Below are 13,630 nucleotides of genomic sequence, written 5' to 3' on the forward strand. Positions count from 1 at the left end.
ACGCGCTGCTGACGGAGTGGGACGAGCACGGCAGGCTGGTCGGCCTTCACGACGAGCCGCGGGCGATAGACGTCACCCTGCGCTATGACGATGAACGTTTCCCGCAGCGCGTTACCGCTGCCAGCCATTTTGGCGTTCAGTGGTGACGGCTCTCCTTCCGACGGCGCACCACGAAGACGGCGCCGGTGGCTGCGACCACTGCCAGTGCGGTGGCGCCGACCACCTCAGCGGAACTCATCCGGTTGATGCCGCCGAGGCCACCCTGCACGCTGTGCGGGGCGATCGCTGTGGAGCTGGTGGGTGTGGGGGTGGCGGCCGAGATCCTGAGACTGACTTTCGCCGTGGAGGTCGGCGACGTATTGCAGATGAACGTCACTTCATAGGCAGCGCCAGGTTTGGCGTCCCAGTCGACCGTGGTCGCGGCGGTGCCTCCGCTGGGAAGGGTGACGCTGTCGAAGACGCCCGAACTGACCGTCGCTGCTTTTGAGCACCCCCGGGCGGCCAGGGTGACCTGGCCGCCCGGCGCGACCACCGACGGAGCGACGATGGGTCCGGTCGCGCTGGGCGCATCCTCCGACATCGCGGCATGCACGGTCGCGGCCGGAGCGGTCAGAGTGAGAGCGGCTGCGCCCAGCAGGGCGACGGGTGCGACATGTATGGGGCGCATGGTGATTCCTCCGAGTCCCCGAGGAGCAGCTGCGGAACGGTTTCCCACAAAGCGTCAGATATGCACCTCGATGGGAGAAACGCTAGAAGTACCGCATATCATGCGCGATCGGGGTCCGGCGAATGGGGCACGGATGTCCCTCGGGCGGCGCACCGCCACGTCGTCAGGACGACGGCCCGCCTGTCGCGTTGGGGAACAGATCGAGGAACGGCGCCGCGGTGGCCGAAATGCCGCGGCCGAAGGGGGAGTCGAAGTCCCAGATCAGGAAGAGCAGGAAGGCGATGAGCACGCTGAACAGCCCGGCCAGCAGCAGTTCCCGGAAGGTTCTGCGGATCTGCAGGGTGAAGATCAGTCCGACGGTCACCAGCGCCCCGGTGATCAGACCGAACCAGACGACGCCCGGCATGGTGGCGCCGGCGCTCTGCCCGCGGGCGCTGCGTGCGTCGTCGGCTGCGGCGACCTGGTCGACCAGTGGCTGATAGACCTGCCCCTCGTGGTCGGTCCTCGGCCGGTAGTCGGTGACATCGGCACGTACCCGGCCGAGGAGTTCCGCGCCCCGGTCGGTGAGGTCGCCGTGGTCGCTCATCGCCTGCCACTCGTCGTGGACGACATAGCTGACGTACGCGTCGACATCGGTGCGGATCCGGGCACGCACCTCGGCCGGGTAGACCGATGAGCGGACGTTCACCTCGTGCAGGGCCTGGGCCTCCTGGCGTACGTACTCCTGGGCGGCGCTGCGGCCCTCCCAGACGCCCGCGATGGCGAGGCCGAGCACGATCGCGTACACCACGCCGATCATCATCGTCATGTACTCGATGACGTCAGGGGTCTCGGACGGGTCGTCGTCCTCCCCGACCCGGCGGTTGTTGAGGACGGCGATGGTGAGCACGACGGCGCAGGCCGCGGCCATGGCGAGGGTGAGAACAAGCCATTCCGACATGGACTTCTCCGTAGGTCATCGGGAGCGGGGACGTAGCACGGCGACGGCGAACACCGCGGGGGCGGTGATCAGCAGGGTGAGGGTGACCAGGGAGGGGCCGCGCTGCGGGACCTTGCGCGGCGGCTTGCGGTAGGAGGGGAGCGCCACCGGCGTGGGCAGGGGCGGCGTGGGGCGTGCGGAGGGCGAGGGCGGCGGAGGTGGCGACGCGGGCTCCGGTTCCGGTGCGGGCGGTGGCGGTGGCGGTGGTGGAGGCGGAGGCGGGGGTGGAGGTGGGGGTGGCGGAGGAGGGGGTGGCGGTGGCGGTGGCGGTGGGGGAGTCGGCTTGGGTGCGGGGCCCGCCTGGCAGTGTCCGTCGCCCGTCGTGGCGACCGCCGTGTTCCCGCCGCCGTCCCCGATCGAGGCGTACGAACAGTTGTCGGCCGCCGCGGACACCGGGGCGGTCAGGAGCCAGATGAGTGCGAGGGCTGCGGCGAGCCGCCCTATGAGTGATCCGTACACGACGGGGAGCATGTTCCGGCTGGTCGGACCACACGCGGACCGCGGCCCGGATTCCCCTGATGGAGGGGAACTGGGGTGCTGGGCGTTTGCGGCTCGGGAAAATTCTTCGGACGCGTTGAACAAAGAAGCACCCGCCGCTCGTACCTAGGACCATGAGAGGCGCGGACTCGCGTCGCAACTGACGGAAGAATTACGGGAGTTGACATGAACACCTGGCGGAACGCCTCGCTCGCGGTGACCGCGGCGGCCCTGTTGGCGCTGACGACGGCGTGCGGTCAGGACAAGGGCACCGAGTCCCCCAACGGGCAGAACGTGGGCAATGCGAGCCCGGCCGGGCAGGCGGGCAGCGGCTACGACGCGGACAGCGGGTACGGCTCCGACACCGGCTACGGCTCCGATTCCGAGGCGCAGTCCGCCAAGTCGAAGCAGCCCGGGCAGCTCGCGGTGTGGGACAGCAAGAAGCTCGGCAAGGTGGTGACGGACAGCGAGGGATTCACGCTCTACCGCTTCGACAAGGACACCGCGAGTCCACCGAAGTCGAATTGCGAAGGTGACTGCGCGAAGACCTGGCCGGTCGTTCCTGCGGGCAATGTCACGGCTGCCGCCGGTACCGATGACGCACTGATCGGCAAGGTCACCCGCGCGGACGGCACGCAGCAACTCACCATTGCGGGATGGCCGATGTACCGGTACGCCAAGGACGCCAAGCCCGGCGACGCCAATGGGCAGGGTGTGGGAGGCACCTGGTTCGCCTCCGCGCCCGACGGCAAGAAGGCTGCGGTGAACGCCGACGGTCCCGCCGGTGGCGAGCAGGCCGATCTTGCGGGACTTTCGGTGCGCAAGGACCCGAAACTCGGGGACATCGTCGTCGACAAGCGCGGCATGACGGTCTACCGGTTCAAGAAGGACTCCGCCTGGCCGATGAAGTCGGCCTGCACCGGGGCCTGTCTCTCGAAGTGGCCGGTTGTCGCTCCACTGGCCAAGAATGATGTCGAAGGCGTCACCACCAAGGGATTTGTCACCTTCAATCGGCCGGACGGGCTCAAGCAGCAGTCCATCGACTGCTGGCCCATCTATACGTTCTCCGGTGACGCGAAGCCCGGTGACACCAACGGCCAAGGCGTCGGGGGCACATGGTACGCGGTGTCGCCCGAGGCAAAGCTCGTGGGCGCCCCCAAGTAACCCCACAACTGCCGTCCCGGACCGGCCCGTCGCTGAATGTCACACTTAGCGACGGGCCGGTCGCACATGCCACTGGTGTGTGACCAATAACGGACCGCTAATTTCCGTTTCCACTCGCTCTCCTGGCGGTCGATCAGTAGCCTCTGGTCCACACTGACCATGAACATGGCCGGATCACCGTGGCGACTTGTTGGAGACATCGATGGAGCGTCCCGCCTGGGCACCGCAAGGCATTGACATTTCGGTGCCGAGCGTGTCACGCATGTATGACTTCTATCTGGGCGGATCGCACAATTTCGAGGTGGACCGGGAAGCGGCCCGCAAGGCCATGGAGTTCATGCCGGGACTTCCCAAGATCATGCAGGCCAATCGCGCCTTTATGCGCAGGGCCGTGCGTCATGCGGTGAGTGAGGGCATCACTCAGTTCCTGGACATCGGTTCCGGCATACCGACCTTCGGCAATGTCCACGAAATCGCTCAGGCGGCCGACCCCGGGGCGCGCGTGGCATACGTCGACCACGACTCCGTTGCGGTCGCGCACAGCCAGGCCGTACTCGAGGGCAACGACCGGGCGGTGATAGCCACCGCGGATCTGCGGCGCCCGCAGGAGATCCTGAAGAGCCGCGAGATCACCGGACTCCTCGACCTGGACCGTCCGGTGGCGCTGCTGCTCGTCGCCGTCCTCCACTTCATCGAGGACTCCGACGACCCGCAGACGGCCGTCGCCGAACTGCGCGAGGCACTCGCTCCCGGCAGCCTCATCGTCATCACCCACGCGTCGTACGAGGGAATTCCGCTCACCCAGGAGGAGGCGGGCGGTGCGGTCGGCGTCTACCGGAACATCCGCAACCCGCTGATCATGCGGTCGCGGGACGAGGTCGCCCGGTTCTTCGAGGGTTACGAGATGATCGAGCCCGGTCTCGTGGCGATGCCTGAGTGGCGTCCCGGCATCTCCGTGGCGCAGGAACAGGAAGACCCCTATGCCTTCTCGGGCTTCGCCGGAGTGGGACGCAAGGCGTGAGCATTCCCGCCCAAGCGTCCGACGCACCGGACGCGGAGCCCGACGGTCCCGAGGACCGGCTCCGAAGATTCGCGACGATCTGGAGCCGGGCCATCTTTCCGTCGACGGCCACCTCCATGACCCGTCCGGAGTTCGAGCAGCACCTGCTGCCGCTGGCCCGCAGACTGAGTGACATCCTGCATGCCTGGCCCTTCGACGCGGCGCCCGCGAACAAGGTGGGGGCCGCGCTTGTCGACGCGCACTGCACGGACCCGGAGGCGCTCAGCTCCACGCTCGGCGTCGTCGACTCGTACCTGGTGCTCTACTGCGGCGGCAACGGCCCGGTGACGCTGTCGACCGAGGACAGCCGGGCCCGCTGCGCCCGGATGCAGCATGCCCTTGCGGGCGGCTTCACCCAGGCGCTGCGCGAACGGACCCTCGCCGAGCAGGAGGCCATCGCCCGCTCGGCGCTGACCGCCCGCTGCAATGCGGAGCAGGCCCTGCACGCCACGGAAGCGCGCTTCCGCGCCGTCTTCAAGGACGCCGCCATCGGCATCGGAATCGCCGACCTGGAAGGCAACGTGCTGGAGGTCAACGACACGCTGACCCGAATGTTCGGCGGGCTGGACCACCATGTGCGCAGTCACAAGGTCAACGAGTGGGTCCACCCCGAGGACTCGCCGTACGTGTGGAAGTACTACGAGGAGCTGGTACGCGGCGAACGCGAGCACTACCGGGTCGAGAAGCCGTTCTACCGCAACGACGGCACCGTGCTGTGGACCAACCTCACGGTGTCGCTGCTCCGCGACTCCGAGGGCCGGCCGGAGTACCAGCTGGCGCTGATGGAGGACACCACGGAGCGCCGGCTGCTCAATCTGAGGCTGCGGTACGAGGCCACGCACGACGCGCTCACCGGCCTGCCCAACCGGACGCTGTTCTTCGAGCGGCTGGAGAAGGCGCTGTCCGCCGACGACGGCAGCCGCTTCGGGCTCTGCTACCTCGACCTCGACGGATTCAAGGCGATCAACGACAGCCTGGGCCACGCGGCGGGGGACCGGCTGCTCGTCGAGGTCGCCGACCGGCTGCAGAGCTGTGCGCCCGCGCCCGGCGAGATGGTGGCGCGGCTCGGCGGCGACGAGTTCGTGGCACTGACCACCGGGCCCAGCACCGAGAAGGAGGTCGACGAACTGGCCGGCCGGATCCTCGGCGTACTCGCCACCCCGATCCGGCTCGACGGCCGCGAACTGACGGTGCGCGGCTCCATCGGCGTCGTCGAGGGACCGGCGGGCGAACGCACCGCCGCCGAAGTGCTGCGCAGCGCCGACATCACGATGTACCGGGCCAAGTCGGCGGGCGGCAACCGCTTCGAACTCGCCGACGCCGAGGCGGACGCCCGCGCCATCACCCGGCACGGGCTGACCACCGCACTGCCCGCCGCCCTGGACCGCGGCGAGTTCTTCATCGAGTACCAGCCGCTCGTGCATCTCGGCGACGGTACGGTGCACGGCGCGGAGGCCCTCGTGCGCTGGTGCCACCCGCAGCACGGGGTGCTCGGCCCGGACCGGTTCATCCCGCTCGCCGAGCACACCGGGCTGATCGTGCCGCTCGGTCGCTGGGTGCTGGAGGAGTCCGTACGGCAGGCCAACTTCTGGCAGGAGCGGCACAGCGACGGCGGCCCGCTGCGGATCAACGTCAACCTGTCGCCGACCCAGCTGCATCACCCGCGGCTGGTTGCCGAGACGGTCGATGTCCTCGAGCGGTCGGGGCTGGAGCCGAGGGCGCTCTGCCTGGAGGTCACCGAGTCCGCGCTCATCGGTGCGGACGACGATCTGCTGAAGCCGCTGCGTCAACTGGCCGAAATGGGCGTCGACATAGCGCTCGACGACTTCGGTACGGGGTACTCGAACCTGGCGAATCTGCGCCGGCTGCCGGTGAGCGTGCTCAAGCTGGATCGTTCCTTCACCCAGGGCATGCAGCAGCATCCGGCGGACCCGGTCGACCTGAAGATCGTCGAGGGGATCGTGTCGCTGGCGCACAGCCTGGACCTGGCGGTCACGGTGGAGGGCGTGGAGACGGGCGCCCAGGCGGAGCAGCTGCGGAAGCTCGGCTGCGACACGGCACAGGGGTGGTACTACGCGCGGCCCGGTGCGCCGGACAGGATTCACTCGCTGCTGCTGGCGGACGCGGTCTGAACGGGGAGACCGGGCACCGGTTCCGTTCTCGATCGCCGGACGGGCTTGATCAGCCCGTCCGGCACTCGCGGGCAACGGCCGAATCCAAGCCCGTCGGGCGCCCGCAGACACACGCGCTCCGGGGGAAAATCAAGCCCGTCCGGCGATGGAGGACGAAGCGCGGCCGCAGGTCGCATAATCCTGCTGCCCGGGCTAACCCTGCTCCGGCCGGCTCGCCAGCAGCACCTTCTGCAGCTCCCGCGCCGCCCGTGGCGGCGCCACGTCACTGCGGTGCGCGAGCGCGATGGTGCGCCGCAACCCGGGCGGGGCCAACGGTGTCGTCCGCAGATCGCTCCCCGCCCGCGTAGCCACCATGCTCGGCACCACTGCCACCCCGAGCCCGGCCCGTACGAATCCGAGTACCGCGTCCATCTCGCCGCCCTCCACCGTGAACGACGGCTCGAAGCCCTCCGCACGGCAGGCGGCCACCGTCAGTTCCCGCAGGTCGTAGCCGTGCCGGAACATCACCAGCGGCTCGCCCTGCAGATGCGCGATCCGTACGCTCCCGCCCCTCCCGGGCCGCGGAGCCTCCGCCGCCGACACCACCACCAGGTCCTCCTGGAGCAGCTCCACCGTCGTCAGCGCCGGAGACGCGGCAGGCAGCGGCAGCCCCACCAGCGCGAGATCGAGCGCGCCGCGTGCCAGTTCCCGTACCAGGTCGTGCGAGCCGCCCTCCTCCAGCAGCAGCTGGATCCCCGGATGCCGGTCGTGGAAGGCGCGCAGGACATCGGGGAGCAGCCCCGTGCAGAGGCTCGGCGTCGCGCCGAGCCTGACCCGGCCCCGGCGCAGCTGGGCCAGCTCCTGGACCTCGTGGCGGGCGGTGTCGGCGTCCGCGAGGATCCGGCGGGCGAGCGGCAGCAGCGCCTCACCCGCGTCGGTGAGGGTGATGTTGCCGCGGGCCCGGCTGAACAGCTCCGCCCCCAGCTCGTTCTCCAGTGCCCTGATCTGCTGGGAGAGCGACGGCTGGGAGACATGCACCTCCTCCGCTGCGCGAGTGAAGTGCCGCGCCTCGGCGACGGCCACGAAATACGTGAGCTGCTGGAATTGCATACACGCAGCATAGACCCATCGATAGTCCAGGCCTATGGATATGAGCCGGACCATGTCTTGGACTGATGGGACTCTTCCGCCCTAGCGTCGTGTCCATGGCATTGGCAACCCGGACGGACCGACGGCCGTCCATGACGCGTACGCTCTGGGACTCGTCCGTCGGCAAGAAGACGATCATGGCTGTGAGCGGCCTGATCATGGTCCTCTACTTGGTCGTTCACATGGTGGGCAACCTGAAGATCTTCTTCGGGTCCGGCGAGTTCAACCACTACGCCCACTGGCTGCGAACCATGGGCGAGCCCTTCCTGCACTACGAGTGGGCCCTGTGGCTCGTCCGGGTGGTGCTCGTCGCGGCCGTCGTGCTGCATGCCACCTCCGCGTACCAGCTGAGCCGCCGCGACATCAGGGCGCGCCCCAGCAAGTACGTCCACAAGCGGCCCCGCGCGAGCTATGCCACCCGCACCATGCGCTGGGGCGGGATCATCCTCGCCCTGTTCATCGTCTGGCACATCCTCGACCTGACCACGGGCACCGTGCACTCCGGAGGCTTCCAGTCCGGCCACCCGTACCAGAACGTCATCGACACCTTCTCCACCTGGTACGGCAACGTCATCTACATCGTCGCCATGCTCGCCCTCGGACTCCATGTCCAGCACGGCTTCTGGAGCGCCGCGCAGACCCTCGGCGCGGGCGGGGCAACCCGCGACCGTGTTCTCAAGACCACCGCCAACGCCCTCGCACTGGTGCTGACGGTGGGCTTCATCTCCGTACCCGTCGCCGTCATGACCGGAGTCGTGAGCTGACATGACCGACTACTCGCACTACGAGACCGGCGCACCCCTCGTCGACACCAAGGCCCCCGAGGGCCCCGTCGACGAACGCTGGGACACCCGCCGCTTCGAGGCCAAGCTCGTCAACCCGGCCAACCGGCGCAAGCACACCGTCATCGTCGTCGGCACCGGCCTGGCCGGCGGCTCGGCAGGCGCGACGCTGGCCGAACAGGGTTACCACGTCGTCCAGTTCTGCTTCCAGGACTCGCCCCGCCGCGCCCACTCGGTAGCCGCCCAGGGCGGCATCAACGCCGCGAAGAACTACCGCAACGACGGCGACTCGATCCACCGGCTCTTCTACGACACGGTCAAGGGCGGCGACTTCCGCGCCCGCGAGTCCAACGTCCACCGGCTGGCCCAGATCTCCGTCGAGATCATCGACCAGTGCGTCGCGCAGGGCGTTCCCTTCGCCCGCGAGTACGGCGGTCTTCTCGACAACCGCTCCTTCGGCGGCGTCCAGGTCTCCCGCACGTTCTACGCCCGCGGCCAGACCGGGCAGCAGCTCCTCCTCGGTGCCTACCAGGCGCTGTCCCGGCAGATCGCCGCGGGCAACGTCGAGCTGCACGCACGGACCGAGATGCTCGACCTGATCATCGTCGACGGCAAGGCCCGCGGCATCGTCGCCCGTGACCTGGTCACCGGGAAGATCGACACGTATTTCGCCGACGCGGTCGTGCTGGCCAGCGGCGGCTACGGCAACGTCTTCTACCTGTCGACGAACGCCATGAACTCCAACGCCACCGCCATCTGGCGTGCCCACCGGCGCGGCGCGTACTTCGCCAACCCGTGCTTCACCCAGATCCACCCCACCTGCATTCCGCGCACCGGCGACCACCAGTCCAAGCTGACGCTGATGAGCGAGTCGCTGCGCAACGACGGCCGGATCTGGGTCCCGAAGGCCAAGGGCGACAACCGGCCGGCCAACGAGATCCCCGAGGACGAGCGCGACTACTACCTGGAGCGCATCTACCCGGCCTTCGGCAACCTCGTACCGCGTGACATCGCCTCGCGCGCAGCGAAGAACGTCTGCGACGAGGGGCGCGGTGTCGGCCCTGGCGGACAGGGCGTCTATCTCGACTTCGCCGAGGCCATCCAGCGGATGGGCAAGGCCAAGGTGGAGGAGAAGTACGGCAACCTCTTCGACATGTACGCGCAGATCACCGCGGAGAATCCGTACGAGACCCCGATGCGGATCTATCCCGCCGTGCACTACACGATGGGTGGACTCTGGGTCGACTACGACCTCCAGACCACGATCCCCGGCCTGTTCGCGATCGGCGAGGCCAACTTCTCCGACCACGGGGCCAACCGGCTCGGTGCCTCGGCGCTGATGCAGGGGCTCGCCGACGGCTACTTCGTCCTGCCGTCGACCATCAACGACTACCTGGCCCGCAACCCGCACCACGACGAGGTCGACGCCTCGCACCCGGCCGTGAAAGAGGCCGTCGCGGAGACCGAGGACCGGTTGAACCTGCTGCTCGCCGTCGACGGCGACCGCACTCCCGACTCCTTCCACCGGGAGATCGGCGAACTCATGTGGGAGTACTGCGGTATGGCCCGCACCGAGGCGGGGCTGCGCAAGGCACTCGACCGGATCCCGCAGATCCGCGAGGAGTTCTGGCGCCGCATCAAGGTCCCCGGGACCGGCGAAGAGTTCAACCAGTCGCTGGAGAAGGCCAACCGCATCGTCGACTACCTGGAGCTCGCGGAGCTCATGTGCCTCGACGCCCTGCACCGCGCAGAGTCCTGCGGAGGCCACTTCCGCGAGGAGTCGCAGACCCCGGACGGTGAAGCCGCCCGCCGGGACGAGGAGTTCTCGTACGCCGCCGCGTGGGAGTTCAGCGCCACCGGCGAAGCCCCCGTCCTGCACAAGGAAGACCTCGTCTTCGAGTACGTCCACCCCACTCAGCGGAGCTACGCATGAAGCTCACCCTGCGCGTCTGGCGCCAGAAGAACGCCGACGCCCCCGGCGCCATGTCCACCTACCAGGTGGACGGCATCTCGCAGGACATGTCGTTCCTGGAAATGCTCGACACCCTCAACGAGGAGCTCATCCTCGCCGGGGACGACCCCGTCGCCTTCGATCACGACTGCCGCGAAGGCATCTGCGGTGCGTGCAGCCTTGTCATCAACGGCGACGCCCACGGTCCGGAACGCACCACCACCTGCCAACTCCACATGCGGTCCTTCCGGGACGGCGACACGATCGACATCGAACCGTGGCGTGCCTCGGCCTTCCCGGTCGTCAAGGACCTGGTCGTGGACCGCTCGGCCTTCGACCGGATCATCCAGGCGGGCGGCTACATCTCCGCCCCGACCGGCACGGCACCCGACGCCCACGCCACCCCCGTGCCCAAGCCCGATGCCGACTTCGCGTTCGAGCACGCCGAGTGCATCGGCTGCGGCGCCTGCGTAGCGGCCTGCCCCAACGGCTCGGCGATGCTCTTCACCTCGGCGAAGATCAACCACCTCAACGTCCTGCCACAGGGTGCCCCCGAGCGTGAGACCCGGGTGCTCGACATGGTGGACCAGATGGACAGCGAGGGGTTCGGCGGCTGCACGCTCACCGGGGAGTGCGCCACGGCCTGCCCGAAGGGCATCCCGCTGCCGTCGATCTCGGCCATGAACAAGGAGTGGCTGCGGGCGACCCGCAAGGTCCACCGCTAGAGCGTCTCCGTTGTTCCCGGTCCCGGGAGCCCTCGGCCCCCGGGACCGGGAAGTGCCCCGGGAGGACTGACCGTGCCCCGTGGAGACACGGGAGTTCGGAGACGGCAAGGAGTCAGTGCAGTCGTAGCGCCGCCGACAGGTACGGCGCCGTCCGGCTGTCCGCCGCGCGCGCCACCTCCCTCGGCGGTCCCGCAGCGACGATCCGGCCGCCCCGGTCCCCGCCGCCCGGACCGAGGTCGATCACCCAGTCGGCGCCCGCGACGACCGCCATGTCGTGTTCCACGACCACCACCGTGCTGCCCCCGTCGACCAGCCCCTGCAACTGCCGCATCAGCACTTCGACATCGGCCGGATGCAGACCCGTGGTCGGCTCGTCGAGCAGATACAGGGTGTGGCCGCGGCGGGCGCGCTGCAGCTCGGTGGCCAGCTTGATCCGCTGTGCCTCACCACCGGACAACTCCGTCGCCGGCTGCCCCAGGCGCAGATAGCCGAGCCCTACATCGAGCAGCGTGCGCAGACTGCGCTCGGCGGCGGACGTCCCCGCGAAGAAGCCGGCCGCCGACTCCACCGTCAGGTCCAGCACCTGCGCAATGTTCAGCCCGCGCAGAGTCACCTCCAGCGTCTGTGGGTTGTACCGCGCACCGTGACAGTCCGGGCAGGGCGCGTACGTACTCGGCAGGAAGAGCAGTTCGACGGAGACGAACCCCTCGCCCTGGCAGGTCTCGCACCGCCCGCCCGCCACATTGAACGAGAAACGACCCGCCCGGTAGCCGCGCTCACGCGCCACGTCGGTCGCGGTGAACAGCTTCCGTACGACATCGAAGAGCCCGGTGTACGTGGCCAGGTTGGAGCGCGGGGTACGGCCGATCGGCCGCTGGTCGACCTGGACGAGACGGTCCACCGCCTCCAGCCCCTGCGCCGATGCGCACCCCGGCACGGGCCGCTCGGCGGGGAGATCGGCGGTGGTGGAGGCCGCCTGCCGGTCGGCGAGGGCCCCGGCGAGCACCTGGCCGACCAGGGTCGATTTGCCCGAGCCGGAGACACCGGTGACCGCCGTGAACACCCCGAGCGGGAACGCGGCGTCGGCGCCACGCACATTGTGCCGGTCGACACCGAGCAGCCTCAGCCACCCGGAGGGCGCACGCGGCTCCCGTACCGGCACCGGACTCCCGTCGAACAGGAACCGTCGCGTCGCCGACTCCACCACGTCCGCGAGTCCGGCCGGGGGCCCGCTGTGCAGCACCCTGCCCCCGTGCTCTCCGGCCAGCGGCCCCACATCGACCAGCCAGTCCGCCTGCCGCACCACGTCCATCTGGTGCTCCACGACGAAGACCGAGTTCCCGGCCTCCTTCAGCCGCCGGAGGACCGCGAGCAGCGACGCGGTGTCCGCCGGGTGCAGACCGGCCGACGGCTCGTCCAGCACATAGACGACCCCGAACAGCCCCGACCGCAACTGGGTGGCGAGCCGCAGCCGCTGCAGTTCGCCGGAGGACAGCGTCGGAGCCGTACGGTCGAGGCCGAGATAGCCGAGACCCAGCTCGGTCACCGTCTCGATCCGGGCCAGCAGATCCGCCGTCAGCACCCGCGCGGTGTCGTCGCCGCCCGCGGCCGACAGCACCTCGGCGAGATCCGCGAGGGGAAGTGCGGCCAGCTCGGCGATCGTGCGGCCCGCGAAGGTGACGGCCATCGCCTCCGGACGCAGCCGGCTGCCGTCGCAGACCGGGCAGGGAACACCGGTCAGGAAGCGCTCGGCCCTGGCCCGCAGGGTGCGGCTCTTGGAGTCCGCGAAGGTGTGCATCACATACCGCCGCGCGCTCATGTACGTGCCCTGGTAGGGCCGCTGGATCCGGCCCGCTTCACGCACCGGATGGACCGTCACCACCGGCTGCTCGTCGGTGAAGAGGATCCAGTCCCGGTCCTTCGCATCCAGCTCGCGCCAGGGGCGGCCGATGTCGTACCCCAGCGTGTCCAGCACGTCGCGCAGGTTCTTGCCCTGCCAGGCGCCCGGCCAGGCGGCGATCGCACCGTCGCGGATCGACAGCGACGGGTCGGGGACGAGGAGCTCCTCCGTGGTGCGGTGGATCAGGCCCAGGCCGTGGCACTCGGGACAGGCCCCGGCGGCGGTGTTCGGCGAGAACGCGTCGGAGTCGAGCCGCTCGGCGCCCGCCGGATACTCCCCGGCGCGCGAGAACAGCATCCGCAGCGAGTTGGACAGTGTGGTGACCGTGCCCACGGAGGACCGGGCGCCGGGCGCGGACCGGCGCTGCTCCAGGGAGACCGCTGGAGGCAGCCCGGTGATCTCGCCGACCTTGGGTGCGCCGACCTGGTGGATCAGCCGGCGGGCGTACGGGGCGACGGATTCGAAGTAGCGGCGCTGAGCCTCTGCATAGATCGTCCCGAAGGCGAGCGAGGACTTTCCTGAGCCGGAGACGCCCGTGAAGACGGTGAGGGTGTCGCGCGGGATGTCGACCTGGACGTCCTGCAGATTGTGCTCGCGGGCGCCGCGCACCCGAACGTACGGATCGTGGAGGGTGGGCATGCGCGCGGGACTCCGTACGGATCGGA

Annotated in this window: 11 protein-coding genes; 6 read left to right on the plus strand and 5 right to left on the minus strand. The window is 69.2% G+C overall.

Going from position 1 to position 13,630, the window contains the following annotated elements:
* Positions 1-136 precede the first annotated feature (136 nt).
* The 3 genes from ABZV38_RS25295 to ABZV38_RS25305 all read right to left on the minus strand — a co-directional run bounded on the left by ABZV38_RS25295 (position 137) and on the right by ABZV38_RS25305 (position 1,754).
* Positions 137-667 (minus strand): hypothetical protein, encoded by a 531-nt coding sequence (locus ABZV38_RS25295; protein WP_356330499.1) that lies wholly within the window; start codon positions 665-667, stop codon positions 137-139.
* A 163-nt stretch (positions 668-830) separates the two neighbouring features.
* Complete coding sequence (locus ABZV38_RS25300; RefSeq protein WP_356330501.1) at positions 831-1,607, minus strand: hypothetical protein; 777 nt, start codon at positions 1,605-1,607, stop codon at positions 831-833.
* A 15-nt stretch (positions 1,608-1,622) separates the two neighbouring features.
* Positions 1,623-1,754 (minus strand): hypothetical protein, encoded by a 132-nt coding sequence (locus ABZV38_RS25305; protein WP_356330503.1) that lies wholly within the window; start codon positions 1,752-1,754, stop codon positions 1,623-1,625.
* 555 nt (positions 1,755-2,309) lie between these two features.
* On the opposite strand from ABZV38_RS25305, the gene ABZV38_RS25310 reads away from it, so the two are divergent.
* The 3 genes from ABZV38_RS25310 (at position 2,310) to ABZV38_RS25320 (ending at position 6,479) form a co-directional block, all read left to right on the plus strand.
* Positions 2,310-3,287 carry an SCO0930 family lipoprotein gene (locus ABZV38_RS25310; protein ID WP_356330504.1) on the plus strand — a complete coding sequence of 326 codons (978 nt, stop codon included), beginning with the start codon at positions 2,310-2,312 and terminating at the stop codon, positions 3,285-3,287.
* Positions 3,288-3,489: 202 nt separating this feature from the next.
* A complete protein-coding gene (locus ABZV38_RS25315; protein ID WP_356330579.1) occupies positions 3,490-4,308 on the plus strand; it encodes an SAM-dependent methyltransferase in 819 nt (272 codons plus the stop codon).
* Positions 4,305-6,479 carry an EAL domain-containing protein gene (locus ABZV38_RS25320; protein ID WP_356330506.1) on the plus strand — a complete coding sequence of 725 codons (2,175 nt, stop codon included), beginning with the start codon at positions 4,305-4,307 and terminating at the stop codon, positions 6,477-6,479. The genes ABZV38_RS25315 and ABZV38_RS25320 overlap by 4 nt, the downstream gene beginning before the upstream one ends.
* Positions 6,480-6,671: 192 nt before the next feature.
* Here ABZV38_RS25320 and ABZV38_RS25325 read toward each other — a convergent pair whose 3' ends face one another.
* Positions 6,672-7,568, minus strand: a complete 897-nt coding sequence (locus ABZV38_RS25325) for a LysR substrate-binding domain-containing protein (protein WP_356330508.1) — start codon at positions 7,566-7,568, stop codon at positions 6,672-6,674.
* Between the two features lie 95 nt (positions 7,569-7,663).
* On the opposite strand from ABZV38_RS25325, the gene ABZV38_RS25330 reads away from it, so the two are divergent.
* Genes ABZV38_RS25330 through ABZV38_RS25340 form a run of 3 tightly spaced genes read left to right on the plus strand, consistent with a single transcriptional unit; the run spans position 7,664 to position 11,065 of the window.
* Positions 7,664-8,371 carry a succinate dehydrogenase gene (locus tag ABZV38_RS25330; RefSeq protein WP_356330510.1) on the plus strand — a complete coding sequence of 236 codons (708 nt, stop codon included), beginning with the start codon at positions 7,664-7,666 and terminating at the stop codon, positions 8,369-8,371.
* A gap of 1 nt (position 8,372) precedes the next feature.
* Complete coding sequence (locus ABZV38_RS25335) at positions 8,373-10,322, plus strand: fumarate reductase/succinate dehydrogenase flavoprotein subunit (RefSeq protein ID WP_356330512.1); 1,950 nt, start codon at positions 8,373-8,375, stop codon at positions 10,320-10,322.
* The gene (locus ABZV38_RS25340; RefSeq protein ID WP_356330514.1) at positions 10,319-11,065 is read left to right on the plus strand and encodes a succinate dehydrogenase/fumarate reductase iron-sulfur subunit; all 747 of its coding nucleotides are present in this window, start codon (positions 10,319-10,321) and stop codon (positions 11,063-11,065) included. The genes ABZV38_RS25335 and ABZV38_RS25340 overlap by 4 nt, the downstream gene beginning before the upstream one ends.
* Before the next feature lie 112 nt (positions 11,066-11,177).
* On the opposite strand, the gene ABZV38_RS25345 is transcribed toward ABZV38_RS25340, so the two are convergent.
* Complete coding sequence (locus tag ABZV38_RS25345; protein WP_356330516.1) at positions 11,178-13,604, minus strand: excinuclease ABC subunit UvrA; 2,427 nt, start codon at positions 13,602-13,604, stop codon at positions 11,178-11,180.
* Positions 13,605-13,630: the final 26 nt, after the last annotated feature.

It is taken from the genome of Streptomyces sp. NPDC005181 (assembly GCF_040608395.1).
Lineage (GTDB): Bacteria > Actinomycetota > Actinomycetes > Streptomycetales > Streptomycetaceae > Streptomyces.

Coding starts and splice junctions, on each gene's coding strand:
- ABZV38_RS25335 (WP_356330512.1), top strand. CDS start 8,373: ATGACCGACTACTCGCACTACGAGACCGGCGCACCCCTCGTCGACACC.
- ABZV38_RS25315 (WP_356330579.1), top strand. CDS start 3,490: ATGGAGCGTCCCGCCTGGGCACCGCAAGGCATTGACATTTCGGTGCCG.
- ABZV38_RS25300 (WP_356330501.1), bottom strand. CDS start 1,607: ATGTCGGAATGGCTTGTTCTCACCCTCGCCATGGCCGCGGCCTGCGCC.
- ABZV38_RS25330 (WP_356330510.1), top strand. CDS start 7,664: ATGGCATTGGCAACCCGGACGGACCGACGGCCGTCCATGACGCGTACG.
- ABZV38_RS25345 (WP_356330516.1), bottom strand. CDS start 13,604: ATGCCCACCCTCCACGATCCGTACGTTCGGGTGCGCGGCGCCCGCGAG.
- ABZV38_RS25295 (WP_356330499.1), bottom strand. CDS start 667: ATGCGCCCCATACATGTCGCACCCGTCGCCCTGCTGGGCGCAGCCGCT.
- ABZV38_RS25340 (WP_356330514.1), top strand. CDS start 10,319: ATGAAGCTCACCCTGCGCGTCTGGCGCCAGAAGAACGCCGACGCCCCC.
- ABZV38_RS25325 (WP_356330508.1), bottom strand. CDS start 7,568: ATGCAATTCCAGCAGCTCACGTATTTCGTGGCCGTCGCCGAGGCGCGG.
- ABZV38_RS25310 (WP_356330504.1), top strand. CDS start 2,310: ATGAACACCTGGCGGAACGCCTCGCTCGCGGTGACCGCGGCGGCCCTG.